Source organism: Pseudarthrobacter sp. BIM B-2242 (assembly GCF_014764445.1).
Taxonomy (GTDB): Bacteria; Actinomycetota; Actinomycetes; order Actinomycetales; family Micrococcaceae; genus Arthrobacter; species Arthrobacter luteus_A.
Genome location: NZ_CP061721.1, coordinates 3,172,131 through 3,198,784, shown reverse-complemented (window position 1 = coordinate 3,198,784; position 26,654 = coordinate 3,172,131). Strand labels below are relative to the sequence as shown.

At 66.1% G+C, this 26,654-nt stretch carries 26 protein-coding genes; 17 read left to right on the top strand and 9 right to left on the bottom strand.

Annotation, left to right across the window (positions count from 1 at the left end; translation table 11 throughout):
- The first annotated feature begins 210 nt into the window (after nt 1-210).
- Genes IDT60_RS14715 through IDT60_RS14700 form a run of 4 tightly spaced genes read left to right on the top strand, consistent with a single transcriptional unit; the run spans nt 211 to nt 5,009 of the window.
- On the top strand, nt 211-1,632 hold the full coding sequence (locus IDT60_RS14715; RefSeq protein ID WP_164205586.1) for an extracellular solute-binding protein: 1,422 nt from the start codon (nt 211-213) through the stop codon (nt 1,630-1,632).
- The gene (locus IDT60_RS14710; protein ID WP_191079589.1) at nt 1,629-2,594 is read left to right on the top strand and encodes a carbohydrate ABC transporter permease; all 966 of its coding nucleotides are present in this window, start codon (nt 1,629-1,631) and stop codon (nt 2,592-2,594) included. The genes IDT60_RS14715 and IDT60_RS14710 overlap by 4 nt, the downstream gene beginning before the upstream one ends.
- Before the next feature lie 8 nt (nt 2,595-2,602).
- The gene (locus IDT60_RS14705; protein ID WP_191079588.1) at nt 2,603-3,487 is read left to right on the top strand and encodes a carbohydrate ABC transporter permease; all 885 of its coding nucleotides are present in this window, start codon (nt 2,603-2,605) and stop codon (nt 3,485-3,487) included.
- Between the two features lie 28 nt (nt 3,488-3,515).
- Entirely contained in the window at nt 3,516-5,009 is a 1,494-nt protein-coding gene (locus IDT60_RS14700) for a glycoside hydrolase family 32 protein (RefSeq protein ID WP_191079587.1), read from the top strand.
- 25 nt (nt 5,010-5,034) lie between these two features.
- On the opposite strand, the gene IDT60_RS14695 is transcribed toward IDT60_RS14700, so the two are convergent.
- From IDT60_RS14695 to IDT60_RS14685, 3 genes are all read right to left on the bottom strand, one after another.
- Complete coding sequence (locus IDT60_RS14695) at nt 5,035-6,126, bottom strand: LacI family DNA-binding transcriptional regulator (protein ID WP_191079586.1); 1,092 nt, start codon at nt 6,124-6,126, stop codon at nt 5,035-5,037.
- A gap of 160 nt (nt 6,127-6,286) precedes the next feature.
- Nucleotides 6,287-6,790: an SRPBCC family protein gene (locus tag IDT60_RS14690; protein WP_191079585.1), complete on the bottom strand. Its 504-nt coding sequence runs from the start codon at nt 6,788-6,790 to the stop codon at nt 6,287-6,289.
- A 14-nt stretch (nt 6,791-6,804) separates the two neighbouring features.
- Nucleotides 6,805-7,155 (bottom strand): helix-turn-helix transcriptional regulator, encoded by a 351-nt coding sequence (locus IDT60_RS14685; protein ID WP_191079584.1) that lies wholly within the window; start codon nt 7,153-7,155, stop codon nt 6,805-6,807.
- 79 nt (nt 7,156-7,234) lie between these two features.
- Here IDT60_RS14685 and IDT60_RS14680 point away from each other — a divergent pair, with 79 nt between their 5' ends.
- The 8 genes from IDT60_RS14680 to IDT60_RS14650 all read left to right on the top strand — a co-directional run bounded on the left by IDT60_RS14680 (nt 7,235) and on the right by IDT60_RS14650 (nt 15,592).
- The gene (locus IDT60_RS14680) at nt 7,235-8,251 is read left to right on the top strand and encodes a magnesium and cobalt transport protein CorA (protein ID WP_191079583.1); all 1,017 of its coding nucleotides are present in this window, start codon (nt 7,235-7,237) and stop codon (nt 8,249-8,251) included.
- 208 nt (nt 8,252-8,459) lie between these two features.
- Nucleotides 8,460-9,020 (top strand): hypothetical protein, encoded by a 561-nt coding sequence (locus IDT60_RS14675; protein ID WP_223883731.1) that lies wholly within the window; start codon nt 8,460-8,462, stop codon nt 9,018-9,020.
- Nucleotides 9,020-9,250: a helix-turn-helix transcriptional regulator gene (locus IDT60_RS14670; protein WP_191079581.1), complete on the top strand. Its 231-nt coding sequence runs from the start codon at nt 9,020-9,022 to the stop codon at nt 9,248-9,250. The genes IDT60_RS14675 and IDT60_RS14670 overlap by 1 nt, the downstream gene beginning before the upstream one ends.
- 75 nt (nt 9,251-9,325) lie before the next feature.
- The gene (locus tag IDT60_RS14665; protein ID WP_370590691.1) at nt 9,326-10,372 is read left to right on the top strand and encodes an o-succinylbenzoate synthase; all 1,047 of its coding nucleotides are present in this window, start codon (nt 9,326-9,328) and stop codon (nt 10,370-10,372) included.
- 168 nt (nt 10,373-10,540) lie between these two features.
- The gene (locus tag IDT60_RS14660) at nt 10,541-12,616 is read left to right on the top strand and encodes a PhoX family phosphatase (RefSeq protein ID WP_191079580.1); all 2,076 of its coding nucleotides are present in this window, start codon (nt 10,541-10,543) and stop codon (nt 12,614-12,616) included.
- A 236-nt stretch (nt 12,617-12,852) separates the two neighbouring features.
- A complete protein-coding gene (gene menD / locus IDT60_RS14655) occupies nt 12,853-14,541 on the top strand; it encodes a 2-succinyl-5-enolpyruvyl-6-hydroxy-3-cyclohexene-1-carboxylic-acid synthase (RefSeq protein WP_191081963.1) in 1,689 nt (562 codons plus the stop codon).
- 170 nt (nt 14,542-14,711) lie between these two features.
- Complete coding sequence (locus IDT60_RS23575) at nt 14,712-14,975, top strand: type IV toxin-antitoxin system AbiEi family antitoxin domain-containing protein (RefSeq protein ID WP_223883730.1); 264 nt, start codon at nt 14,712-14,714, stop codon at nt 14,973-14,975.
- Entirely contained in the window at nt 14,864-15,592 is a 729-nt protein-coding gene (locus IDT60_RS14650) for a hypothetical protein (protein WP_223884025.1), read from the top strand. Before IDT60_RS23575 ends, IDT60_RS14650 begins: the two co-directional genes overlap by 112 nt.
- A 52-nt stretch (nt 15,593-15,644) precedes the next feature.
- On the opposite strand, the gene IDT60_RS14645 is transcribed toward IDT60_RS14650, so the two are convergent.
- The 4 genes from IDT60_RS14645 to IDT60_RS14630 form a co-directional block, all read right to left on the bottom strand.
- A complete protein-coding gene (locus tag IDT60_RS14645; protein ID WP_191079579.1) occupies nt 15,645-16,448 on the bottom strand; it encodes an amino acid ABC transporter ATP-binding protein in 804 nt (267 codons plus the stop codon).
- Nucleotides 16,449-16,459: 11 nt separating this feature from the next.
- Entirely contained in the window at nt 16,460-17,251 is a 792-nt protein-coding gene (locus tag IDT60_RS14640; protein WP_191079578.1) for an amino acid ABC transporter permease, read from the bottom strand.
- Between the two features lie 109 nt (nt 17,252-17,360).
- Complete coding sequence (locus IDT60_RS14635) at nt 17,361-18,164, bottom strand: ABC transporter substrate-binding protein (RefSeq protein ID WP_191079577.1); 804 nt, start codon at nt 18,162-18,164, stop codon at nt 17,361-17,363.
- 219 nt (nt 18,165-18,383) lie between these two features.
- Nucleotides 18,384-19,727, bottom strand: a complete 1,344-nt coding sequence (locus IDT60_RS14630; RefSeq protein WP_191079576.1) for an isochorismate synthase MenF — start codon at nt 19,725-19,727, stop codon at nt 18,384-18,386.
- Nucleotides 19,728-19,852: 125 nt separating this feature from the next.
- Here IDT60_RS14630 and IDT60_RS14625 point away from each other — a divergent pair, with 125 nt between their 5' ends.
- The 4 genes from IDT60_RS14625 (at nt 19,853) to IDT60_RS14610 (ending at nt 24,389) form a co-directional block, all read left to right on the top strand.
- The gene (locus IDT60_RS14625; RefSeq protein WP_223883729.1) at nt 19,853-20,641 is read left to right on the top strand and encodes a demethylmenaquinone methyltransferase; all 789 of its coding nucleotides are present in this window, start codon (nt 19,853-19,855) and stop codon (nt 20,639-20,641) included.
- Between the two features lie 5 nt (nt 20,642-20,646).
- Nucleotides 20,647-21,978, top strand: a complete 1,332-nt coding sequence (locus tag IDT60_RS14620) for a geranylgeranyl reductase family protein (protein ID WP_191079575.1) — start codon at nt 20,647-20,649, stop codon at nt 21,976-21,978.
- A complete protein-coding gene (locus tag IDT60_RS14615; RefSeq protein WP_191079574.1) occupies nt 21,975-23,075 on the top strand; it encodes a polyprenyl synthetase family protein in 1,101 nt (366 codons plus the stop codon). Before IDT60_RS14620 ends, IDT60_RS14615 begins: the two co-directional genes overlap by 4 nt.
- Before the next feature lie 483 nt (nt 23,076-23,558).
- Nucleotides 23,559-24,389 (top strand): type IV toxin-antitoxin system AbiEi family antitoxin domain-containing protein, encoded by an 831-nt coding sequence (locus IDT60_RS14610; RefSeq protein ID WP_191079573.1) that lies wholly within the window; start codon nt 23,559-23,561, stop codon nt 24,387-24,389.
- A gap of 204 nt (nt 24,390-24,593) precedes the next feature.
- Here IDT60_RS14610 and IDT60_RS14605 read toward each other — a convergent pair whose 3' ends face one another.
- Nucleotides 24,594-25,019: a hypothetical protein gene (locus IDT60_RS14605; protein WP_191079572.1), complete on the bottom strand. Its 426-nt coding sequence runs from the start codon at nt 25,017-25,019 to the stop codon at nt 24,594-24,596.
- 14 nt (nt 25,020-25,033) lie between these two features.
- Entirely contained in the window at nt 25,034-25,729 is a 696-nt protein-coding gene (locus IDT60_RS14600; RefSeq protein ID WP_191079571.1) for a trimeric intracellular cation channel family protein, read from the bottom strand.
- A gap of 60 nt (nt 25,730-25,789) precedes the next feature.
- Here IDT60_RS14600 and IDT60_RS14595 point away from each other — a divergent pair, with 60 nt between their 5' ends.
- Nucleotides 25,790-26,524: a sirohydrochlorin chelatase gene (locus IDT60_RS14595; RefSeq protein ID WP_191079570.1), complete on the top strand. Its 735-nt coding sequence runs from the start codon at nt 25,790-25,792 to the stop codon at nt 26,522-26,524.
- Nucleotides 26,525-26,654 lie beyond the last annotated feature (130 nt).

Sequence of the window (26,654 nt, the reverse complement as noted above, 5' to 3'; positions counted from 1 at the left end):
AGTTAAGGGTGTCACAAAATCCTGTGAGGCAGTCTCACCCCACCGGGTAACTCTCACCCAACTAGGTAGCGCTAACTGTCGTTATGGAGGCTCAAAACGACAGTTAGCGCTACCTACTTGGGCGAGGGGGCCGCACTTCCTCCTGTGATGCTTGACACGTGTTAGGTCGAGCATCTAAGCTTCCTAACACGTGTTAGGAAGGAAATTGACATGACCGGTGCCACAAATGGCCGCCTGCGTGAGATCTCTCGCCGGACCGCCCTGGGTGCCCTGGGAGCAGGAATTTTGGGAGCAACCGTGGCGTCGTGGCCACGGCTCTCCGGATCCGACATTCCCGGGCGGGGCGACAACAGCCTCAGCATTGCCATCATGGGAACAGCCGCCGATGCCGCTGCGCGCCAGCGCGCCATCGACGCCTTCACCCGCCTGCACCCGGACATCCGGGTCAAGGTCCAGGCCATCCAGGCCGTGGACTGGAAAGACTTCTTCACCAAGATCCTCACCATGGTTGCCGCGGGCACCCCGCCGGATGTTGTCTACGTCGCCACCGAAGGCGCGCAGCTCTTCGCGGACAAGTTGGCCCACCCGCTGGACGAGTACCTGCGCCGCGACGCCGCGGACATGGCCGAGTTCTTCGACGACGTCCACCCCAGCCTGGTGGAGGCCTTTATGTACAAGGGGAGCCTGTTCCAGCTGCCCATGGACTGGAATGCCGCCAACATGTACTACAACACCACCGCCTTTTCGCAGGCAGGCCTGGAGCGTCCGGCGGACGACTGGACCCACCTGGACTTCCGCAGCAACCTCGCCGCCATGCGGAAGGCCCGGCCGTCCGATTTCACCCCCTACTACTGGACCAACCGGCTCTTCGGCGGTGTGGTGCCCTGGCTGTACGCCAACGACACCAGCTTCCTCAAAGAGACCCGGTCCACCGGCGGGGACTGGCTGTGGGACTCCTTCTACGCCAAGGACCCCTCCCGCAGCCTGCGCTCCGGCGGCTACCAGTGGCTGGAACCCAACGCCGACGATCCGCGCGTGTTCGAGACCTTCGACTACCTCCGCGGCCTGGTCAAGGACGGCCTCGGCGTCCGGCCCGAGGAGGGCGGCGGCAGTTCCTTGGTGGGGCTCTTCGCCTCCAACCGGATCGGCACCACCCCGGCCGGCGGCTACTGGGTCCAGGGCCTGCACGAGGCCGGCATGAAGGAGAACGACTACGACGTGGCGTTCTTCCCCAAGTGGCGGAGCCAGCGGCACCAGTTCGGCACGGCCGGCTACGCCATCATGAAGACGGCCAAGGACAAGGACGCCGCCTGGGAATGGATCAAGTTCAGCGCCAGCCGCGAGGCCATGGAACTGATCTTCCCCAACCCGATCACCACCCCGGCCCGCCGCTCCATGGTCAACGAAGCCCTCTACGCCGGCAAGGGCCCGGCCCACTGGAAGGTCTTCTACGACACGCTGGACAAGTACCCCACCACCGGCCCCATCCCGGCACCGCCCCAGCAGGCCGCCGTCGAAACGGCCCTTATGAAGAACGTTTCGCTGGCCGTCAGCGGCGATGAGCGCCAGTTGAAGCAGGCCCTCGAGTCCATGCAGCGCGACCTTGAACTCGCCCTGAGGAGGCAGTCATGAGCACCACCACCCCTCGCCGGGAGCGGGCAAACCAGCGCGCGAACACACCGGGAACACCCGGGGCGCAACCCGGGCACACCGCGTCCGGCCGGCACAGCCAGCGCTGGCTTGCCTGGATCTTCCTGGCCCCCACCATCCTGGGCATGGGCCTGTTCACCCTGGTGCCCATTGTGGCTTCGGTGGTCCTGGCGTTCTTCCGCTGGGACATTATCTCGGCCCCCACGTTCGTTGGCTTCGACAACTTCGCCGAAGTGGTCCAGGACCCCACGGTCCGGGTCTCGTTCCTGAACACCATCGTGTTTGTGATTGTGGCGGTCTCCCTCCAGCTCGGCCTCGCCCTGGCGCTCGCCGTGATGGTGCAGGAGAAGATGCCGGCCTGGCTGCGGGCCTTCTTCCGCTCGGCATTCTTCTTCCCGCTCATCCTTTCCGCCGCCTCGGTGTCCATCTTCATGCGGTACCTCTTCAACGAGCAGTTCGGCGTGGTCAACTGGTTCCTGTCCCTTGCGGGCATCCCCGCGGTGCCGTGGCTTACCACCCCCGGCGGGTCCGCCGCCGTCGTGATTTTGGTTTACGTGTGGCAGAACTTCGGGTTCTCGTTCCTGCTGTTCATCGGCGGGCTGGCCTCCATCCCCGCGGAAACCTACGAGGCGGCCTCCCTTGACGGCGCCACCGGCTGGCGCAAGCACGTCTACGTCACCCTGCCGCTGCTCAGCCCCACCACCCTGCTGGCATCGGTGATGGCCATCATCAGCGCGCTGCAGGTGTTCGACCAGCCGTACGTCCTGACCCGCGGCGGCCCCGGCGACTCCACCCGGACAGCCGTGATGGTGATCTTCGAATCAGCCTTCCAGCGGCTTGAATTCGGCCAGGCCTCGGCCATCGGCGTGATCCTCACCCTCATCATCATGGCCATCACGGCCGCGCAGTTCCGGCTCAGCAAACGATTCGTCTTCTACCAGTAAGGCCAGCCATGTCTATCACTACAGAGCGTGTCTCCACCGGCACGGCCCCGGCCGTGCCTGCCCGCCCCCGGCGGAAGCTGAACTGGAACCTGGTCCTCCGCATCGTCCTGCTGATGATCGCCGCCGTCCTGACCCTGGGGCCGGTGATGTGGACCCTGTCCACGTCGCTGCGGTCGCCGTCGGAATCGTTCATGCTGCCGCCGTCGTTCTTCCCCTGGAACCCGGACTTCACCTCCTACGCCCAGGTCTTCCAGCAGCTGGACATCGTCCTCCTGGTGCTGAACAGCGCCCTGGTCACCGGGCTCATCGCCGTCGGCCAGATGATCACCGCCGCGATGGCAGGCTACGCCTTCGCCAACCTGAAGTTCCGCGGCCGAGGCGCCCTGTTCTCCATCGTGCTGGCCACCATGATGGTGCCGGTGCAGGTGACCATCGTGCCGGTGTTTATGCTGATCCGCGGCATGGGCCTCTCGGACACCCTGCTGGCACTGATCCTGCCGGCCATCCCGACGGCGTTCGGCACCTTCCTGATGCGGCAGTACTTCCTGGGGCTGCCGGCCGACCTCGCTGAAGCGGCATCGATCGACGGCGCCACGCCCTGGCGGACCTTCCGCTCGGTCTACGCGCCGCTGGCCGTGCCGGGCATGGCGATTGTGGGCATCCTGGCCTTCAATTTCCACTGGAACGAGTTCTTCCGGCCCCTCATCATGACCATCTCGGAACAGAACTTCACCCTCCCGCTGGGCCTCGTTTCCCTCCAGGGCAACCTGGGCACCGGCAGCATCTCCGTGGTGCTGGCCGGCGTGGTCCTGTCCATGATTCCCGCGCTGGTGGTCTTTATCTTCGGCCAGCGCGCGCTGCAGGACGGCCTCACCGCCGGCAGCGGCAAGTAACCCCAACCCTTCTGAAAGGCCAACCTCCATGTCATCCCCGGATCTTGCCGCCACCGACTTCGCCCGCCTGGCCGCGGCCCACCCGGACCCCGCGTTCCCGCACTTCCACCCGCGCCCCGCCCAGGGCTGGATCAACGATCCCAACGGCGTCAGCCACATCAACGGCCGCTACCACGTCTTCTTCCAGTACAACCCCGAGTCCGCCCGCCACCACAAGATCGCGTGGGGCCACGTCAGCTCCGCCGACCTGGTGCGGTGGGAGGAGCACCCGGTCGCACTGCGCCCGCAGGACGGCGGTCCGGACGAGTACGGCTGCTGGACCGGTGTGGTGACGGACGACGGCGGTGTCCCCACCGCTGCGTACTCCGGCGTCCGCGGCGACGGCGGCCACTCCCAGGTGGTCATCTCCCGCGGATCGGCGGACCTGGTGTCCTGGAACCAGGACGGGCACGTTGCTGCGTCCATGCCGTCCGATCCGCAGGTGACGGCGGTCCGCGACCCGTTCATCTTCCGGTTCAACGGCAGGCGCTACGCCATGCAGGGCGCCGGGCTCGCCTCCGGCCACGCGGCACTCCTGCTGTACACGGTGGAGGACCTGGCCGACTGGAAGTACCAGGGCATCTGGCTCACGTCCGAAAACCCGGTTGCTTCAGCCCACACGCCGGCCGAGATCTGGGAGTGCCCGCAGCTGGTGCACGTGCCGGCTTCCGGTTCCGCATCCGGCTCTCCGGAGGACGCCTGGGTGATGATGTTTTCGCTCTGGCTCTCCGGTGACCACCACGAGCACGCCAACGGCGTGGGCCACCTCATCGGCACCCTGGCCGAGGACCCCGCCACCGGCCTGCCCGTATTCTCCCCGGAGACCGGCGGAAAATCGGACCTGGGCCGGGACTTCTACGCGCCGCAGATTGTGCAGTTGCAGGACGGCTCTGCCGTAAATGCCGCGAGTGCGGGTGACGCCGGTGCCGGTGCGGGTGCGGGTGCTGCGGGTGAGCCGAAGGCGCTGCTGTGGGGCTGGGCCAATGAAGGGCCAGGCCGGGACGGCCGACGCGGCCGCACCCAGGACGAGATCGATGCCGCGGGCTGGGCGGGCGTGCTCACGCATCCGCGACTGCTGTCCGTGGTGGACGGTTCCCTGGCCGTTGCGCCCGCGCCGGAAGTGGACGCCTACCGCGGCACGCAACTGGCCTCTCGGGCGACCGGGAGTGTTGAGCTCCCGGCCTATGCCGAAGCTGTGGTGACCGCCCCTGCTGGTGGGCCGGGCGCGCTGGCCGGGGACGCCGTCGTCGAACTTTCCCTTGTGGCCGACGGTACGACGGACGCCGGGCAAGTAATTTTCAGTGGCGCACTGGCGGCGGGGGAGGAGCTGCGGGTGTTTGTGGACGCTTCGCTTGTGGAGGTGTACCGGAGCGGGTCGGTGGCCACCACGCTGCGGGCCTACCCGGCGCCCGGCGAGCGGTGGGTGCTGCGGCTTCCCGATGGTGCAGCCGCTGACGTGTGGCAGCTGGAGCAGCCGAAGTAGCTCCTGCTGGTCCCCGCCGGCTGGATCAGATCCGGCCGGCGGGGACCGGGCCCGTTGATTCGCGCACCACCAGGCGGCACGGGACCAGCGTCTGCTGTGCACCGCCCACGGTGAGTCCGCCCGCTGTGGAGGCGCCGCCGTCGTGATCCTCCGGTGCCTCAGAGAGTTCCCCGAGGAGCCCTGTCATGGCGGCGGCACCCATCTCGCGCAGGGGCAGGGCCATGGTGGTGAGGGCCGGGACCATGGTGGAGGCGATGCGGAATTCGTCGTCGTAGCCCATGACGGAGAGGTCCTGGGGGATGGCCAGGCCCAGCCGGTTGGCCGCGAGCACCACGCCGATGGCCAGGCGGTCGTTCGCGCACACAATCGCGGTGGGCCGCTCCGCTGCGGCAACCCCGTCCAGAAGCTTCATGGCACCGTGGAACCCGGCGTCGATGTCCCAGCCAGCCTCAAGGATCCGGCCCGGGAGCACCGGCAATCCGGCGGCCTCGAAAGCGTCCCGGTGGCCCTGGATGCGTCGCGGGGCAGCGGGCGTGAGGTTGTCGCCAGCGAGGAACGCGATGTCCCGGTGGCCAAGCTCCAGCAGATGCGCCGCCGCCTCGCGGCCGCCCCGGACCTCATCCGGGATCACAGCGGGAACGCCGGCCTCCGGACGGTCATCAAAACAGTTGGCCAGCACAGCCGGCACGCGCAGCATGTTGAGCGGGACGTGCAGGGGCCGCAGGCCCACGGTGACGTACATCAGCCCGTCCACCTGGCGGTCCAGCAGCGTGGCCACGGCACTTTCGTCCCGCGTCTCGTCAAGCTCCGTATCCATCACCACGGTGACAAAGCCCTGGGACCTGGCCACGGCGTCCGCACCGGCGATGATGTTGCCGTCGAACGGGCTGGTGACCACCTGGTCCGAGACGATGCCGATGATCCTGGACCGGCGGTTCCGAAGGCTCACCGCGATGGCGTTGGGCGTGTAGTTCAGCGTGGCTGCCGCTTCGCGGATGCGGACCTGGCTCTCCTGGGCCACATTGCCGTCGCCGCGGCCGTTCAGGACCAGCGACACCGCGCTGCGGGACACCCCGGCGAGCTTGGCGACGTCCAGTGCTGTGGCTTTGCGGTTCATGCGTATCCTCCGGCGTGCGGTGTTTCCTGCAGTCTACCTAACGCGTGTGAGGTGGGCGTACCGGCGGGCTTGTCGTTCCATTCCCCAAGTAGGTAGCGCTATCTGTCGTTATGAGCGCTCATAACGACAGATAGCGCTACCTACTTGGGCCGGGGGTGCGTCAGGTGAGGGACGCAGCCAGCTCCTCGATGATCTCGAACTGCTCGCGCACGCCGCCCTCCATGCCGGACTGCGCAATCATGTCCCGGACTTCCTTGCTGCCCGCATCGGTGCGGATGCTGACCACGGTGGCGCCGCCGTCGTGCGCGTCCTCAAAGGTGACGGTGTTGACCACTGCGCCGTCTTCGCTGTCCGGTGCGGAGCCCTGCATTTCCATGATCTCGGTGTGCACGATCCGCTCGTTGGGCACGATCTCGCGGTACGTGCCGTGGAAGGCCACCTCGAACTCGCCGTGCGCGGTCATGACATACCGCCACCCGCCACCCACCCGGAAGTCCATGTCCGCTACTGTCATCTCGCCCCGCCGGCCCGGCCACCACTTCCTGACGAGCTCCGGCGTGGTCCAGGCCCGGTACACGAGGTGCCGCGGCGCGTTGACGGTGCGGGTGATCAGGATTTCCGTGTCGCCGGGGAACGTCACGTCCATGGTGTTTGTCTGTGCCATTGCCGTACTCCTTTTCAGTGCCCGTGTTCTTTCTGGTCTTCGTCTTTGAGGTCATCCAGCACGTCCTCGAGGAGGTCGAACCGTTCCTCCCAGAGGTGCTGGTAGGTGGCCACCCAGTCGTGGATGGGTTTGAGCGCCTGCGGATTCAGCCGGTACATGCGTTGCCGGCCTGCATCGCGCACGACGACGGCGCCCACCTCGCGCAGCACCCTCAAGTGCCGTGATACGTGCGGCTGCGCCAGGCCCAGGAGGTCAACCAGCTCACCGACCGGGCGCTCTCCGTGGGTGAGTGCATCCAGGATTTCGCGGCGGCGGGGCTCCGCCACCGCGTTGAACGCATCTGCCGTTGTTGCTGCCCGTGCCATGTTCGAATTGTATACCCATATGGATATGCGTTGGAAGGGGCTGTTGGCGGCGGGTTCTGAAGGGTCTAACGTCACAGCCATGACCATCATCGACAACGCGGTGTACGTGGACGGGCTGCGGACGGCGGACCCTGAAAACCTCGACGAGACGTACTTTGTGCTGAGGCAGCGCGAAGGGATGGCGTGGATCGGCCTCTACCGGCCCGACGCCGTCGAACTCCGCTCCGTGGCCGAGGAGTTCGACCTCAACTCGCTGGCCGTGGACGATGCCCTGGCCGGGCACCAGCGCGCGAAACTGGAGCACTACGGTGAGTGCGTGTTCCTGGTCCTGCGCCCCGCCCGCTACCTGGATGATGTGGAGAAGGTGGACTTCGGCGAGATCCACGTTTTTGTGGGCGCCGATTACGTGATCACCGTCCGCCATGCGGAATCCCCGGACCTCGCCAGGGTTCGGCGCAGGATGGAGGCCATGCCGGAATTCCTCGCCCTCGGCCCGGACGCGGTGCTCTACGGCATCCTGGACCAGGTGGTGGACGAATACGAACCCGTCGCCGCGGGCCTGGAGAACGATGTGGACGAGATCGAAGACGACCTCTTCGGCGCCGATCCGGATGTCTCCCGGCGGATCTACGAGCTGTCCCGGCAGGTCATCACGTTCCAGCGCGCCACCAGCCCGCTGGTGGGAATTCTGCAGGCGCTTATGGCCGGAACGGCGGAACGTGTGCCCGGGACCGAACTGCAGGACCACTACCGCGACGTGCTGGACCACATCATCCGGCTCAACGAACGCGTGGCGTCCTTCCGTGCGCTCCTGCAGAACGCCCTTGCGGTCAACGCCGCCCTCGTGGCCCAGCGCCAGAACGACGAGATGCGCAAGCTCACTGAATCCAGCTTCGCCCAGAACGAGCAGGTCAAACGCATATCCTCGTGGGCGGCCATCCTGTTCGCGCCGACGCTGGTGGCATCGATTTACGGCATGAATTTCCGGGACATGCCCGAGCTCAACTGGCTGTTCGGCTACCCCTTCGCGTTGGGCCTGATGGTTGCCATGGGCCTTGGCCTCTACCTGACCTTCAAGCGCAATAAGTGGATTTAGGGTGTCCGGGCGCCTAGGCAGCTGCGGGCCGGGGCGGGGGTCAACCGGGCCATTGACGCGCGGGGGCGTGTGGCGGTAACTTATCGATTATCGTTATTAACGAATGTCGATAATACTCATTGGGGGAGCCATGAAACTGACCAAGGACACTGCAGGGCCGCGGAATAGCGGGAAGAAGTTCGTCTCGAGGGCGGATGCGGTTTTTCTTATGATCACCTCGTCCGCCGTGGCGGTCTTGACCACAGGCCTGACAGTGGCAGGGATCATCGGGTATTTCAGGGGGCCTGTGACGCTGGAGCTTCCCATAGCCTCAACGCAGCGGGCCGTCAGCGGACTGGAATTGGAATCCACCGGGCACTTCTCGTCGTTGGTGGCCACTATTCCTGACCTGCCCGCCGGCCCCGGGGAGCTTCTGGCTTGGGGTGCGGCCCTGAACCAGGCGGGGTTACTGGCAGTTCTGACACTGGTGTTTGTGCTGGCTTACCGGCTCCGCAGCGCAATCCTGTTCACGCCCGGATCGGTGTGGATCGTGGGGGCCTGCGGCGCGGTGCTGGCATTGGCCGGGACGGTGGGCCAAGTTCTCGACGCGGGTGCAAGAAACCGGCTGGCGGAAATGATCGCGGCAAACGGGCGACCGCCGGGGGAGTCCTTCGCCTTCACTGCCGAGTTCGATCTCTGGCCCTTGGGAGTAGGCCTGATCCTCGTCCTGGTTGCTGGCGTCTTCCAGTACGGCCGCCGGCTTCAGACAGACACAGACGGGCTGGTTTGATGCCAGCCGGCGACTCCGACATCCACTGCCGCCTTGACGAGCTCCTGGAAGCGCGGGGGATGACGTTGACGGAACTCAGCAAGACGGTCGGTGTCAGCCTGGTGAACCTGTCCGTGCTGAAGAACGACCGCGCCCGGGCCATCCGGTTCTCCACCCTCATCGCGATCTGCAACGCCCTGGACTGCCAGGTGGGGGACCTGCTGGTGACCGTTCCGCGGGCTGGTGCCTGAACCGCTGGCGCCTGACACGCTTGCTCCTGATGCGCTGACTCCTGACCTGTCGGCCCCCGCTTGTACAGTGAACCCATGCCTTCCCCGGTCCCGCGTCCGATGCCGTCCTTCGGATTTCCCACGCTTGATGAGCTGCTGGCGTCCGCGCATGTGGTGAGCCTGCCAATGCGGGTGAAGTTCCGGGGCATCATGGAGCGCGAAACCCTGCTGCTGCGCGGCCCCCTCGGCTGGGGCGAGTTCTGCCCCTTCCCTGAATATGACGACGCCGAGGCCTCCCGCTGGCTCGCCGCCGCGATCGAGGCCGGCTGGGTTGGTTTTCCGGAGCCGGTCCGGCAGGTGATTCCGGTCAACGCCACAGTCCCCGCCGTCTCGGCGGACCGGGTGCCCGAGGTTTTGGCCCGGTTCGGCCGCGTGGATGCGGTCAAAATCAAGGTGGCCGAACGCGGGCAAACGCTCGACGACGACTACGCCAGGGTTGCGGCCGTCCGGTCTGCATTGCCGGACGCAGCCATCCGGGTCGACGCCAACGGCGGCTGGGACGTACCGACCGCGGTGGAGGCACTGACGCGGCTCGCCGCCGTCGGGCTTGAATACGCCGAGCAGCCTGTGCCCACCATTGTGGGCCTCGCTGAGGTGCGCTCGCGGCTGCGGGCCGCGGGGACTCCCGTGCTGATCGCGGCGGACGAGAGCGTGCGCAAGGAGTCAGACCCCCTGCGCGTGGCCCGGGCCGGCGCGGCCGACCTGCTGGTGGTAAAGGTGGCGCCGCTCGGGGGAGTGCGGCGCGCACTGGACATCGTGGCGCAGGCGGGACTGCCCGCCGTCGTAAGTTCCGCGCTGGACACGTCCGTGGGCATCCGCGCCGGGCTGGCCCTGGCGGCGTCCCTGCCGGAGTTGCCGTACGCGTGCGGACTGGGAACCGTCTCCCTGTTTGAATCGGACATCACCCTGGACCCGCTGGTGGCCGATGACGGCGCCATCCGCCTCCGCGACGCCGCCGCCGACGCCGGGCTGCTTTCGCGGTTTGCCGCTTCCGCCGACCGCCGCGATTGGTGGCTGGCCCGGCTAAGCCGCGTCCACGCCCTCCTCACCCCTACCTCCCCCCAGGGACGCTCTCTCACTTAACGCGGGTTTTTCCCCAACGCTCTCTCACTTAATGTGGGTTTTTCGCCAACGCTCTCGCAGTTTCCGCAGGTCACCGGCGGTTAACCGGAACTTCACTTGGCGGATGGCTGCGCGTCGAAACCGGCTGACAGGGTGGCCGGGACCCGATCGTCTTATTGGAGGCAACCCTTGTCTGAAACGACATCCCGCAAGTTCACCCTGCTACCCATGCTTGGCCATACGAAGGGCAAGCGCAGTGCCGTTACCTGCGCGCTCAAGTGTGACAACGCCTGCGCCGGCGAAGTCTGCAACACCAGCTCCAACAGCTACTTCCGCGACATCGCGTCCGCCACCATGTCCCGCCGCGCCGCCCTGGGCTTTGGCGCCGCCGGTGCGCTCGCCGTCGTACTCGGCAGCGCTGTTACCTCCGCGGAACCTGCCGTTGCCGGCGGTCCGGGGCTGGCACCCGCCGCGAAGGAGGGCTTCTCCAAGTCGAAGCTTAAGTTCACGCCGATCGCTCCGGTGGACGCCGCCGTCGATGCGATGACCGTTCCGGAAGGCTTCACCTGGCAGCCCGTCATCCGCTGGGGCGACCCCATCTTCAAGGGCGCCCCGGACTTCGACCTGAACAACCAGACTGCCAAGGCGCAGGAACAGCAGTTCGGCTACAACAACGACTACACGGACATCCTCGAGATTCCGGGCACCAAGGGCCGCCGCGCTGTGCTGTTCGCCAACCACGAATACACCAACGAGAACATCATGTTCCCGGCCACCATGCCCGATGCCCAAAAGCGTGCGGTGGGGGCCGCCGCGCACGGTTTGACCGTCGTCGAGCTCGAACGCAAGAACACCACCAAGCCGTGGACCTATGTCCAGGGCGCGGAGCTGAACCGCCGCTACCTGAACAACACGGTCTACGAACTGACGGGTCCGGCCGCCGGCTCCGCGCTCGTGCAGACGAAGGACGATCCCGAAGGCCGCTTCATCAAGGGCACACTCGGCAACTGCGCCGGCGGCACCACCCCCTGGGGCACCATCCTCTCCGGTGAGGAAAACTTAAACGGCTACTTCCGCTCCCCGGGGACATCCCCTGAGGACAAGCGCTACGGCCTCACCGACAAGGCCACTGCCCGCAACTGGGAGGCGGACGATCCCCGGTTCGACACGCGCAACGACAAGTACAAGAACGAAGCCAACCGTTTCGGCTACATCGTCGAAGTTGACCCGTTCGATCCCAAGTCCACCCCGAAGAAGCACTCCTCGCTGGGCCGTTTCAAGCACGAGGGCGCCAATGTGATCATCGCCGAGTCCGGCCACGTGGTGGCGTACTCCGGCGACGACGAGCGTTTCGATTACCTCTACAAGTTCGTCTCCAAGGCCAAATACCGCGAAGGCGACCGCAAGCACAATATGACGCTGCTCTCCGAAGGCAACCTCTACGTCGCCAAGTTCACGGGCAACTCGCCTGTCGCCGAAATCGACGGCAAGGGCACGGTTCCGGCCGACGGCTCCTTCGACGGCACCGGTAAGTGGCTGCCGCTGGTTGAGAACGGGGCGTCCTGCGTGCCCGGAATGTCCGTCCAAGAGATCCTGGTTTATACCCGCGTTGCCGCCGACAAGGTTGGCCCCACCAAGATGGACCGCGCCGAAGACGTCGAGCCCAGCCTCCACACCGGCAAGGTCTACGTCGCCTGCACCAACAACTCGGACCGCGGCAAGGCAGGGAAGGAAGGCGCCACCGAGATCAACCCGCGCAACGAGAACCGCGACGGCCACATCGTGGAAATCACCGAAACCGGCGACCAGACCTCCACGAACTTCACCTGGAACCTGCTGATGGTCTGCGGCGATCCGGCCCAGGGCGACGTCACCTACTTCTCCGGCTTCCCGGTGGACAAGGTCTCGCCCATCTCCTGCCCGGACAACCTCGCGTTCGACTCCGTAGGCAACCTCTGGATCTCCACCGACGGCGCCCCATCAGGCATCGGCAAGGCGGACGGCCTTTTCAAGGTCACCCTTGAAGGCGCCGAGCGCGGCAAGGTGGAACAGTTCCTTGCCGTTCCGCGCGACGGCGAAACCTGCGGACCCATCATCCACGACGACGAGCGCACCGTTTTCGTCGCCGTGCAGCACCCGGGCGAGGACGGCTCCTTCGACAAGCAGCTTTCCTTCTTCCCGGACTTCGTTGCGGAAGGTACGACGCCGGCCCGCGGTCAGGCGCGCGCGCCCCGTCCGTCAGTGGTCCAGGTGTTCCGCGGCTAGTTCCGCTGCCGCCGCCTCCGGCAGCCCGCCTCCCCGTCTGCCTCCGGAAGGACGCTCTCTCACTTAATGCGGGTTTTTCCCCAACGCTCTATCACTTGCTGCTGCTCCGGCGGCGGGAAGTGATAGAGCGTTTGGTTTAAACCGACGTTAAGTGAGAGAGCGTCCGGGGGTGGCAGACTGGTTCGGTGACTTCCCTGGATGACCCCGCCCCCGAAACGCACTCCTCAGCCTTGCCCATGACCGCGCTGGAGGCGGCACGGACCGCCGTCGGCGCCCTGATCGACGGCGGCGTGGAGTACGTGGTGGTCTCGCCCGGATCCCGCTCGGCTCCCATGGCCTATGCCCTGGCCGAAGCGTCAGCAGCGGGACGGGTGGAGCTGCTGGTCCGCAGCGATGAGCGGTCCGCCGGCTTCACGGCGCTGGGTCTCGCCCTGTCCACCGGCTCCCCGGCGGCCGTCGTCACCACGTCCGGCTCCGCCGTCGGGAATCTTATGCCGGCCGTGATGGAAGCGAACCATGCCGCCGTGCCGCTGGTGGTTCTTTCGGCAGACCGGCCCGAAGAGCTGCTGGGGACCGGCGCCAACCAGACCACCATCCAGCTGGATCTGTTCGGCGAGCACGTCCGCTTTGCCGCGGATGTCCCCGCCGGCAGCAGCCCGCTCCGCGCCGTGGAAACGGCGTTGGCCGCAGCGACCGGCGCGTTCTCCGAGCTCGCGCCCGGTCCCGTCCAGCTGAACCTCGCCTTCCGCGACCCGCTGGTGCCAGCGCCGGGGGAGGAGCTTCCGACGGCGGCCGGTCACCCCAAATTCCGCATCGGCACCGAGCCGCTCACCATGGCCCTCCAGCCGGCTTCAGCTTCCCTTGCGGAGCGGCGCACCGTGGTGCTGGCTGGGCACGACGCCGGTCCGGTCGCCGAAGCCTTCGCCCGCGCCCACGGACTGCCGCTGCTGGCGGAGCCGTCCTCCAACGCACGCTTCGGGCCGAACGCGGTGGGCCCGTACCGGCTGCTGCTGGAGCACTTCGGGCCGTCCTCCGCGCAGCCAATCGAACGCGTGGTGCTCTTCGGCCGCCCCACGCTGTCCCGGCCGGTTTCCGCACTGCTGGCCCGGGCCGATGTGCCGTCCGCCCTCTACCAGCCGGTTCCCGTCGCCTGGTATGAGCCCGGCCGGCGCACTGAACTGCCGCTGGAAAACCTGGCCGACCTCGCCGAATTCGCCGGCCGCGGCCCGTCCGACTGGCTGGATACATGGCTGCTGGCGGGGTCCGCCGCACAGCACGCCCTTGACGCAGTCCTCGCCGCGGAGCCCCACGCCACCGGCCCGTCCGCGGCCGCGCTCGTATGGGGCAGTGCCCGTGGCCAGTTGATGCTCGGGTCCTCCAACGGGATCCGCGACGTGGACCTGGCCGGGCTGCCCGCCTCGGAACCCGGCGCCACCGTCTACGCCAACCGCGGCTTGTCCGGTATCGACGGCACCATCTCCACCGCCACCGGAATCGCCCTCGGCGGCCGGCAGGAAACCACCGTGCTGCTGGGTGACGTCACGTTCCTGCACGACGCCGGCGGGCTGCTTCTCGGTGCCGGCGAGGCTTCCCCGGACCTGCGGATCGTGGTGCTCAACGACGCCGGCGGGGCCATCTTCGACCTGCTTGAACATGGGGCGGTGCGCCAGGCGGGAGGCTACGCGGACGCCGTCGAGCGACTCTTCGCCACCCCGCACTCGGTGGACTTCGCGGCACTCGCTGCAGCGTACGGCGTCGGGCACTGCTCGGTAAGTACGACGGCGGGTCTCGCCGAGGCGCTCGCGCAGCCGATCGAGGGGCGCAGCATCGTGGAAGTCCGTATGGACCGGGCGGGCCTGCGGGACCTGCACGCCCGGATCAAGACGGCCGTGTCCGCAGCAGTCTCGCGGGGCCTGGGCGGCTGACACCCTCTCGGCCCGAGGACGCGCTTTCGGCACTGGGACACCCGCATCCGCGTGTCCCGGTGCCGGTCGCGAGTCCCCGGCCCGGATCCGTGTCCTGATGTTTGGGCAGGTTGTCCACATAGCGGCCCAGCGGGCTTCACGTCGCCGGCCGCCAGTGAAATCTTGGGGTGATGACAGTCCTCCCCAAGCTGGTCCTGACGCGGGATCTTGCGTCGTTAGGTGTGAGCACCCGTCAGTTGCCGGCGGCAGTCAGAGCCGGCGCACTCGTGCGCATCCGTCAAGGGGTCTACGTTGACGCGGCCGCATGGAAGGGCCTCCAGCCATGGGATCAGTACAGAGTCCGGATCGAGGCCGCGGCGGAGACCTGTCCGGCATCCGCCGGCACTTGGTTGCGCCCGGCAGGATCGACGCCCATGAACTCGGCGGGCTCCTGATCACCTCCCGCGTCCAGACCGTACTAGATATCGCCGCCTTCGTTCCATTTGCCGAGGCATTGGTTCCGCTGGACCATGTTCTGAAGCCTGACGCCACCCGCGGCCTGGCGGCGTTGACCAAAGATGAATTGATTGGCGCTCTGCCAGGGCGGTATACGCCCGCAGCCGAGCGGCGCGTTATGGCGGCGCTCGAATTTTCAGATCCCGCGTCCGGCTCGGCTGGTGAGTCCTACAGCCGAGGACTGATCCATGTGGCGGGGTTCACGGCACCAACTCTGCAGTACGAAATTTGCAACAGCAAGGGCCGCGTGGGCTGGTCGGATTTTTATTGGGAGGGCAGCCGGACAGCTGGTGAATTCGACGGGTTCGCCAAGTATGAGAAGGCGGAGTACCTCAAGGGCAGGACACCCGGTCAAGTGGTGGTTGCCGAGAAGATGCGGGAAGACAACATCCGGGCCACCGGCCGCAACATGGTGCGCTGGGTCTGGTCGGATCTGTGGACGGCGGGCGAACTGGAACGGAAGTTGTCGGAGGCGGGGGTCCCACGCCGTCGTCGGCCCTCCGTAGGACACGGCACCGGCCGGGGGACGCAGAAACGGTCCGGAGACACCCGTTAACAGGCGTCCCCGGACCGTTTGCGTGTCCTCGGGTGAGGCGAGAAGCCCCGGCCTACTCCTCGATCTCGATGTGGGTCGGGTCCAGTACGCGGCGCAGGAACTCCTTGGTGCGGGCCTGCGTCGGAGAGCCGATGACCTGCTCGGCCACGCCCTCTTCCACGACGACGCCGCCGTCCATAAAGACCACGCGGTCGGCCACTTCGCGGGCGAAGCCCATCTCATGCGTGACCACCAGCATGGTCATGCCTTCCTTGGCCAGGTTCCGCATGACCGAGAGGACATCGCCCACGGTCTCGGGGTCCAGCGCGGAGGTGGGCTCGTCGAAGAGCATCAGTTCGGGGTTCATGCTCAGCGCCCGGGCAATGGCGACGCGCTGCTGCTGGCCGCCGGAGAGTTGGTCCGGGAAACGGTCGGCCAGGTGTCCCAGGCCAACACGTTCCAGGTTGTGCCGGGCCACCTTGGTGGCCTCTTCCTGGGAGCGCTTGAGCACCTTTGTCTGCGCGATGGTGCAGTTGGCAGTGGCATTCAGGTGCGGGAACAGGTTGAACTGCTGGAACACCATGCCCACCTTGCGGCGCATCTTGTCGATGTCCACGTCGGGGTGGGTGGCTTCAAAGCCGCCCACATGGATGGCGCCCTCATTGGGCTGCTCCAGGAGGTTGACGCAGCGCAGGAGCGTGGACTTACCGGAGCCGGACGGGCCGATGAGGCACACCACTTCGCCGGGCGCCACGTCCAGGCTGATGCCCTTGAGGACTTCGTTGGACCCGTATGACTTGCGCAGGTCCTTGATGGAAACCCCGGCCGCGTGGATGGTGCCGGTGCTGCCGGAGGAGGAATTTACGACGTCGTTCATGGCTTCCCTGCCTATCGCTTGGTCCGCGCGGAGCGGCTTTCGAACTTCCGGGCCAGGAGGCTCAGGGGGATGGTGATGACCAGGTAGAAGGCGCCGGCCACGAGCAGCGGCGTCAGGCCGGCACCCAGGCTGGAGATGCCGTCGCGGCCGAACTTGGTCAGCTCATACTGCGAGGCGGTCAGGCCCAGGACGTAGATCAGCGACGAATCCTTGGTCAGCAGGATGACCTCGTTGGTCAGCGGCGGAAGCACAATCTTGAACGCCTGCGGAATCACGATGGACACCATGGCCCGCCACTGCGGCATGCCCAGCGACCGTGCGGCCTCCAACTGCCCCTTGGGGACAGCCTGCAGGCCGGCACGAAGGGTTTCAGCGATATATGCCGAGGCCACCATACCCAGGGAAATCATGACGATCAGGGTGACGTTCCACTGCACGCCAAACGCCAGCGGGACGCCGTAGCCGAACGCGATGAACACCAGCAGTGCCGGGACGCCGCGGAAAAATTCGATGTAGCCGGTGGCGAGCCAGCGGTACAGAGGGAAGCTGGAGAGCTTCATCAGAGCCAGCAGGAGGCCGCCGGAGAGGCCCACCACAAAGCCAAGGAAGGTGTAGATCAGGGTGTTCTTGAGGCCGACGAGGAAGATGTCCGGGAACATCGGGCCGATCTTGGCGAAGTTGAAGACGCTGTTGCCGACCGTCTTCCAGTCGATGGTCAGGACCAGCGCGGCCACGGCCACAACAAAGATGCCGATCTGGATATACAGGCTTACTCTGGCCCGTTGACGTGCGGTCATTGCCATGAGGTGCTCACATTCATTTGCGTGGCTGAGGCCCCTGACGGACTGCGGTGCAGTTCATCAGGGGCCCCGGCGGCGTAATTCTTAGGGCTCTGAAGTTCAGTCCGGCAACTTACTTGGCGGTCTCGCCGAACCAGGTGGTCTCGAACTTCTCCAGGCTGCCGTCGTCCTTCAGGCGATTGAGGGTGGCGTTGACCTTCTCGGTCATGGCGGTGTTCCCCTTCTTGATGGAGATGCCCAGCTTCTCGCCGGTGGTGTAGTCCTCCACGCGCTTGAACTTGGGGTCGTCCTTGATGGCGTAGGCCAGGATGGACTGGTTGCCCAGGGCGGCGTCGATGGTGCCCGCCAGCAGAGCCTGGATCAGGAGGCCGCTGTCCTCGAACTGCTGCGCGTCGATGCCGTTCTCTGAGGCGTACTTGGCGCCGGTGGTGGCCTGCTGGACGCCGACCTTCTTGCCCTTGGCGCTGTCGATGTCAGTGATGCCGGACGCCGTGGTGGCCACGAGGGTGAGGTCGTCATCCATGTAGGGGTCGGAGAAGTCCATGACCGACTTGCGGACGTCCGTGATGGAGACCGAGGAGATGGACAGGTCGCAACCGGTCAGGGCGGTACCGGTCTCGATGGCTTCGAAGGAGCTGTCCACAACGCTGAGTTCGGCGTTGAGGTCCTTGGCTACCTCGTTGGCGATGTCGATGTCGAAACCAACAATCTGGCCGTCCTTCTGGAATTCGAAGGGCTCGTAGGGGACGTCCGAGCAGACGGTGAGCTTGCCGGCGTTGATGAGCTGGACTCCGCCTTCGGACGCGGCCGGAGTGGTCGTTCCGCCGCCGCAGGCAGTGAGGGTGAGTGCGCCGGCGGCAAGGATTGCTGCTGCCTTGGCGGCGATCTTGGCCTGGGCCAGGGACTTGAGCTGCATGTTTTTTACCTTTTGTTGCAGGGGTATGCGGTACTAAATCGGTTCATAGTGTATCGCCGAACGAGAGATGTGCATCACATGAAACTTAGTTTCACTATTGGATAACTAAATCACAGCCTATTTCAAGAGATTATCGCCCGGTCCTGTCTGAAACCCCGGACGCCCCGCCCAGCCGCGCCGCTCTCAATGTCCCAGGAGGGAGTTGGGAGAGGGGCAGTTCTAACTGATGATGCCGAGCGACTCCAGCATCGGCCGGAACTTGGCCCACGTCTCGGCGAGTTCGGCCTGAGGCAGGGAACCGTCCACAATGCCGCAGCCGGCATATAACCGCACGGTGTTGGAATCCTCGATAACGGCGCCCCGCAGGGCAATGCCCCACTCGCCGTTGCCCGCCGCATCCAGCCAGCCCACCGGACCCGCATACGGGCCGCGGTCCAGGTGCTCCAGCTTGCGGATCAGGGCCCCGGCCACCAGCGTGGGTGTGCCGCAGACGGCCGCAGTGGGGTGCAGAGCGTTGATCAGGGCAAGGCACGTAGGCACATGGCCCTCCACCTCGGTGAGCTCCGCCTTCACGTCCGACGCCAGGTGCCACACGTTGGGCAGCTCCAGGATAAAGGGCTCGTCGTGCGCGTTCATGGCTTCGGAAAACGGCGCCAGTTGCGAGGTCAGCGACTGGATGGCGATCTCGTGCTCGTGCCGCTGCTTCTCGGACCCGGCCAGCACGCGCTCGGCGTAGTCCATGGGTATCCCGTCTTCGCCGTGCGCATCGCGGCGGTCTAGAGTCCCTGCGAGCACGCGCGCCTGGGCGGTGCGGCCCTCCACCTGGATCAGCATCTCCGGCGTGGCGCCCACCAGGCCGTCCACCCCGTACGTCCAGCATTCGCGGTAGCGTACGGCCAGTTCACGCAGGACCTTTGCCGCATTGACGCCCGAGGGAACCGTGGCCACAATGTCCCGGGCCAGCACCAGCTTTTCCAGCGCCCCGGTGCGGATTTCCTCCACGCCCGCAGCGACGGCAGCCATCCAGTCTTCCTCGCTCAGCGACCCGGTATGCAGCGTTGCTCCGGGAGCCGCGGGCAAAGGGCGTACGACGCCGGCATCCGGTTCGGCGGTGACGTCACCGTGGGTGCTGCCACCACTGAGCCAGCGGTCCAGGGCGGCGAGGGCGCCCGCTTCGGTGAGTTCGCCGTCGTCGAACGTCAGTTGCGTGACCCAGTACTGGCCGTCCCGGACGCCCACCACGACCTCGGGGACGATCAGGCGTGATTCGTGGGCGGATTTCTTTGAGAAGGCGAAGGAGCCGAAGGCCACAGGCCCGGTGCCGGGCAGTTCCACGGAGTCGGTGATGTCCGCTTCCAGGACGAGGTGCCGCCACCAGATATCGGCCTCGAGGAAGCGTTCCGGGCCGGTTGCGGTGAAGCGGGCGATTTCGCCGAAGCCCACCAGGCCGGCCTCGCGGCGGGTCCAGCAGAGGACGTCGTCCCGGACCAGGAACTGCGGCAGTCCGCCGGCAGATGCGTTGCCATCCAGGGGGACCGTGAGGGTGCGGAACGTGCTCGTCATGATGAGACAACAGTACTCTGCGGTAGTTCCCGCTGCTTTAAGGGTCAGTTTGCGGCACTTTCAGCCCACAGCCCAAGATTCCCCCGCAGTTAGGGGGCCCGCAGAACTTTTGAGACAATGAGCGGGTGAACCGAGCATCCTTGGATAAGCGTCCGGACGAAGTAGCCACGATGTTTGACGACGTCGCACCTAAATACGACGTCGTCAACGATGTCCTGTCGATGGGACAGACGCGCCGCTGGCGCAAGATCGTGGTGGAAGCGGTGGACGCCAAACCCGGACAGCACGTGCTCGACCTCGCAGCCGGTACCGGCACCTCCAGCGAACCGTATGCCGATGCCGGCATAGATGTGGTGGCCTGCGACTTCTCCCTCGGCATGCTGAAGGTGGGCAAGCGCCGCCGCCCGGACATCAACTTTGTTGCCGGGGATGCCACCAACCTGCCGTTCGCGGACAACAGCTTTGACGCCAGCACCATTTCGTTCGGGCTGCGCAACGTCAACGAGCCCAAGAAGGCGCTGGCCGAGATGCTGCGGGTCACCAAGCCCGGCGGCAAGCTTGTCATCGCGGAGTTCTCCGCGCCCGTGGTGCCGCTGTGGCGCACGATGTATACCGAATACCTGATGCGTGCCCTGCCGGCCATCGCCACGAAGGTTGCATCAAACCCGGACGCGTATGTTTACCTCGCCGAGTCCATCCGTGCCTGGCCCGACCAGGACCATCTGGCCGACTGGCTCCAGAACTCGGGCTGGGAAAATGTCACCTACCGGAACCTGACCGGCGGGATTGTGGCGGTCCACCGTGCCACCAAGCGGCTCGACCCGGCGGCCGCCAGCACTCCCGACGGCGCTGCTGCCGCCATTGCCGCGCACAAGGGCCCCGTGGCCAAGCTTCGCCGCAACATCACCCGCTGATACCTGTGACTGTACTGATTGTCGGCGCCGGGCCGGCCGGATCGACTGCTGCCTACTACCTTGCCAAGGCGGGCATCAGCGTGACCGTCCTCGAAAAAACCAGCTTCCCGCGTGAGAAAGTCTGCGGCGACGGCCTCACCCCCCGCGCAGTCCGCGAGATCCAGAAGCTCGGCCTGCCGCACCCCGAAGCGGACGGCTGGCGGCGCAACAAGGGCCTGCGGCTCATTGCCGGCGGGCGGACCATCGAACTGCCCTGGCCCGAGGTCTCCGACTTCCCGGAGTACGGCCTGATCCGCACCCGGCTCGGGTTCGACGAGGAACTGGCCCGCCATGCACAGGCTGCCGGCGCCGAAATCCTGGAGCGGCACAGCGTCACTGAAGCCCTGCGCTCGGAAGACGGCCGCGTGACCGGTGTCCGCGCAGCGCTCCTGGATGAGTCCGGACGCAAGACGGGGGAGACGCGCGACTTCAGCGCCGACGTCGTACTCGCAGCTGACGGAAATTCCACACGGACGGCCGTGTCCCTTGGCATCCAGAAGCGCGACGACCGCCCCCTCGGCGTTGCCGTGCGTACCTATTTCACAAGCCCCCGCCACGATGACGACTGGATGGAGGGCTGGCTGGAGCTCCCCGGACGCGACGGCAAGCTGCTCCCCGGCTACGGCTGGGTGTTCGGCGTGGGCGACGGCACCTCCAACGTGGGCCTGGGCATCCTGAACTCCTCCAAGGACTTCGGCAAGCTCGACTACAAGCAGGTCCTGCGCGAATGGACCGCCGGCATGCCCACCGAATGGGGCTTCACGCCGGAGAACCAGGTGGGGGAGATCCGCGGCGCCGCCCTGCCTATGGGTTTCAACCGCACGCCGCACTGCTCGCCCGGGTTGCTCCTCCTGGGCGACGCCGGCGGCATGGTGTCTCCGTTCAACGGCGAGGGCATCTCCTACGCGATGGAGTCTGCGCGATTCGCGGCGGAGTTCATCATTGACGCCTCCGCGCGGTCTTTTGCTGCGGGGTCAACGTACGACGCCGACGCGCACCTCGCCGGGTACGCGGACTATGTGCGCGGCCAGTGGGGTTCGCACTTCACGCTGGGCCGGGCGTTTGCCGCGCTGATCGGAAAACCCGCCGTGATGAAACTCGCGCTGCGGACGGGGATGCCCATTCCGGTGCTGATGCGCTTTGTGGTGCGGCTGCTCGCGAACCTGACAGATCCGGCCGCGAAGGGCTTTGAGGACCGGGTGATCCGCGTCCTGGAATCGCTGGTTCCGGCCACGTCCAACACCCCGTCGGCTACGAATCAGCGGTATCCGCAACAAAAAGTTAGGGTTAACCCGTGACCAACTCCGCAGACCACAGCTGGACGCATGCCGGGCACGGCCTGCCGGACTCCGAACCCAGCCTCAACACCACTGCCATCGCCACGGGACTGCAGCTGCCCGCAGGTTTTGCGGCCATCGCGGAGGACGCCGAACTGGGCCCCGCCATCACCACCAACCTTGCCCGCGTGGAGAAAAAACTCCGCGAGGCCATTGCCAACTCCGATCCGCTGGCTGACGCAACGTCGCGCCACCTCGTCGAAGCCGGCGGCAAGCGCATCCGGCCGCTGCTGACCCTCCTGTGCGCGCACCTCGGTGATGCTTCGCTGCCCGCCGTTGTCCAGGCGGCCGTGGTGGTGGAACTGACCCACCTCGCCACGCTGTACCACGACGACGTGATGGACTCCGCGCCGTTCCGCCGTGGCGCCCCCACCGCCCACGAGGTCTGGGGCAACTCCGTGGCAGTTCTCACCGGCGACCTCATTTTCGCCCGGGCGTCCATCCTGGTGTCCGAACTGGGCTCCCGTGCCTTGGGCATCCAGGCCCGCACGTTCGAGCGCCTGTGCCTGGGCCAGCTGCACGAAACCGTCGGTCCGCGCCCTGACGAGGACCCGGTGGAGCACTACCTGTCCGTCATCGCGGACAAGACCGGTTCCCTGGTGGCAGCCTCCGGCCAGTTCGGTGCCATCTTCTCCGGTGCCGACGAGGCCTACGAAGACTTGCTGGTGGAATACGGTGAGAAGGTGGGCGTGGCCTTCCAGCTCGCCGACGACGTCATTGACGTCACCGGCATCAAGGTCAAGTCCGGCAAGTCGCCCGGCACCGACCTCCGGGAAGGCGTCCCGACGCTGCCGGTCCTGTACCTGCGGCGTGATGCCGCCGCCGGTGACCAGTCCGCCGTCGAACTCTTGAAGCTCATTGACGGGGACCTGAGCACGGATGAAGCCCTGGCCGAGGCGGTTGCCGGGCTGCGGGAGCACCCCGTGACCGCAGAGTCCTGGGTGGTTGCGCGGCGTTGGGCCGACGAGGCCATCGCGGCGCTGAAGCCGCTGCCGGAGGGCGTTGTGAAGACGTCGCTGTCCAACTTCGCGCTGGCCGTGGTGGACCGCGCCAGCTGATTCCGGATTTTTCTTGGAGCGGGGCCTCGCCGAGGTAAACCTTGGCGGGCCCCGCTGTTTGTGTTGGGGGCATTGGTTTAGAAAATGCAATAGCCCCGGTTCTCAGCAACGTTACGAGTCACACGCTGCGTCGAACCGGGGCTATATCTCCGTTCGCATCAGACCCGCCGGAGGCGTTTAGCGGATCCGTGAATAGTCTATGACACGTTTGTCACGAATCGCAAGCTAGCTGTTAGGTCGAGTGTCACAGGTTCTTGGGGCCTTCGTGGAGCCATTGGGCTGGCCCGCTTGTTTCTGGCTCCCGACCGATCGAAATGCGTAACTTTTGGGCAGGGCCGGGTAGCACGCCACCGGAAACACGGGGATCTTCGTGGGGGAGGCGGCCAATAGTTACGCACTTTTGGAGGTGGCGAACTTCGGAGGTTGTCCACATAGCCCTCTTTGAGTCTCGCAGGCGGTGTTCCAGTGGGTCAGCCTGTGTTCGTGGACATCATCGAGTTCCTTCATCGACACGGCGGCGCCGCCCGCGCGTCGCAGTTGACTGCATCCGGGTTCCGCCGGCCTGAGGTTACCAAGGCCGTTACATTGGGTCGGATAGTGAAGGTCAGTCGCGGGGTCTACGGCATTCCCGGCAAGAGTCAGCTCAGCGAGGCCCTAGCCAATGGCGGCCTGTTGACCTGTGTGTCGGCGGCACCCATCTATCAGCTGTGGACTCTGAAGGACGCCCGTGGCCTGCACCTTTGCCGGAGCCATCCTGTGCCCGAACCCACAATTGTGGAGCACGGCCGCACTAGACACCCCAAGCATGGGTGGCTTCCAGTGGCTGGGCTGGCGGATGTCTTGATTCACAGTCTCCGCTGCCTGCCCGAGCTTGAATCGCTGGTGATGATCCAGTCGGCCGCTGGCAGGCGCGATATTGAACTGGACTTCCTGTATTCCAGATTGCCGGGGCGGCGCAACGGGCAGGCGCGGGCGGTTCTGGACTTGGTGATTCCGAGGGCAGATTCGCTCTTGGAAGTCCTGGCCAACACACACTTCCGGCGAGCTGGCCTGAGGGTTCTAAGGCATGTTGTCATCCCGGGCGTTGGCGAGGTCGACTTCCTGATCGAGGAATGCCTGGTGGTGGAGACTGACGGGGCTACCCATTTTGAGCCGAAGTCCATCAAACGGGACCAACGGCGGAACAACAGGACCGTCCTGGGCGGCTACCTGGTGCTGCGGTATTACTACGCAGACGTGGTTCACACACCCGAGGAGATGGTGGCGGAGGTCCTCGGCGTCCTGAAACTCAAGCGCGAGGGCAAGTTCAGCTGAGTCCCCTGCCCCCGATAGCAGCTTTGCCTGATCCGACGTCTGCTTTAGCCGACACAAATGCGTAAGTTATGAGGCCGTCGGTCACCCTAAAGCCCGGAAAGTCGCGGATCCTCGGCCAGCCCGTTGCTATAAGTTACGCATTTTCGCGTGGGGTGTCCGAGCGAGGAGCCAGAAGGAACGGCCCCAAAAAGAGCCTGAGAAGCCCTAGTCCTCTTCGTCGTTGAAGGCCCACTCGAACATGTCGAAGACGAACTCCGAGAACGTGCCCTCCTCGGATTTCCACTGGCCACGGGCGTTGTTGCGGCGGTAGACGATGGGATCCGGGACGCTGAGATCGCCCACGCGGAAGCCCCAGGTGAACTGTTCCTCCTCGTCCTCGAGGAACATCAGGAAGCCGTCGTCATCCACTTCCAGCTCTTCGGGATCCCAGAAGTAGTGGTAGGCCTCCATGAGGTCCTCGCAGCCGCCCACCGCCTGGTAGAACTCGCGCAGGACAAGCGGGACCTGGAACTGATGTTCGGCGAGTGCGGTGTCGAGCTCGTCCGGAGACAGGCCGTCCTCTACCTGCCATTCGTCCTCGAGATACTTCGGAACAAGCGCGCGGAACTTCTCGAGGAACATGTCAGTCATGGTCCCAATCCTAGCTAATCGCGGGGGCCCTCCGAGCCGCCGCCAACTTCCCCGGACTCGTCCTTGGGCAGGGGCCGGCGGTGCCGGCCGTGTACGGCCAGCGGGGCCTGCCAGGAACGGCGCCAGGCCACCACTCGGAAGGTGAACACCACCGCGGCAATGGCCGCAGCGGTCAGGACATTAAACGCACCCAAGACCCACAAAACAGCGGTCAGCGCTGCTCCCGCAAAGGCCGGCAGAGCATAGATATCCCGCGGGTTGAACAGGTCGGGTACCTCATTGGCAGTCACATCGCGCAGCAGGCCGCCGCCCACCGCCGTCATGACCCCCAGGAGCACCGCCGCCACCGGGTTCATGCCTTCGGCCAGCGCCTTGACGGTTCCGGTCATGCAGAACAGGGCCAGCCCGCCGGCGTCGAACAGTGTCAGCAGCGACGTGAACCGCTGGACGCTGGAGAACAGGAAGTACACCAGGACGGTGGCCAGCAACGGCGGGACCAGGTAGGCCGGGTTGCTGAATGCCGCGGGCGGGCCGGCGTCGAGGATCAGATCGCGGATCACGCCGCCACCAAGGCCCACCAGGGAGGCCAGGAGCAGGGAGCCCACGATGTCGATGTTCTTCCGTGCCGCGAGGAGCGAGCCGGATACCGCGAAGAAGAAAACGCCCAGCAGGTCCAGCCACACGGGAGCGTTGTCAAAGGCGAATGTCATGGGCGTCCCGGCGGATTCAAAGTGGGCGGACAGTGCGGCTCCAACGTTACGCTAGCCCCTATGAACAACCCGATCATGATCGCCTGTGCCCACGGGACATCCAGCAGCCAGGGCGCCGCGGAAGTCAACGCCCTGCGCGCCGCGATCGCCGCCCTGCGCCCCGGTCTCGACGTGCGGGAGGCCTACGTGGACGTCCAACAGCCTGACCTGGTGGACGTGGTGGCCGGTCTGCCCGAAGGTACGCCCGCCGTGGTGGTGCCCCTGCTGTTGAGCGTGGGCTACCACGTCAAGGTGGACATCGCCCGTGCTGTGAAGAGCCGGCCGGGCACCCTCGCGGCGGCGCCGCTTGGACCCGATCCCCGCCTCGCCGCGCTGCTTGACCAGCGCCTCCGCGAGGCAGGTGTCACCGACCGCGACTCCATCGTCCTTGCCGCTGCGGGGTCCTCCAACCCGAACGCCGCCATCAGCGTCGAAGAGCTCGCCAACCAGCTCAGGGAGCTGCGAAGCAACCGCATCGAAGCGGCCTACGGAGCCTCGGCCAAGCCGTCAGTGCCCGACGCCGTCGACATGCTTCGCGAGGAAGCCGAAGGGGGTGCCGGGGCGGGGGAGTCCGCGGGAGCCGTTGACCTCGGCGGACGCGTGGTGATTGCCTCCTACCTCCTCGCGCCGGGCTTCTTTCACGACCAGCTGGCCAAGGCGGGCGCGGACCTCGTCACGGAACCACTGCTGCCGTCAGCTGTGCTCGCCGAGATCGCGCTGGAACGGTTCGACGCCGCCGTCGCGAACGGGCAGTAAGGGCGCCGTGCCAAGCCCGCCCGGCGCCCTGAAAACAACGGCTCGGCGAATCACAAGAGGCCCGGTTCTTCAAGGCTCCCCGGCGATTCGTGACGAAATGTTTCCCTAGGTGACTCAGCGTTTCCCGACC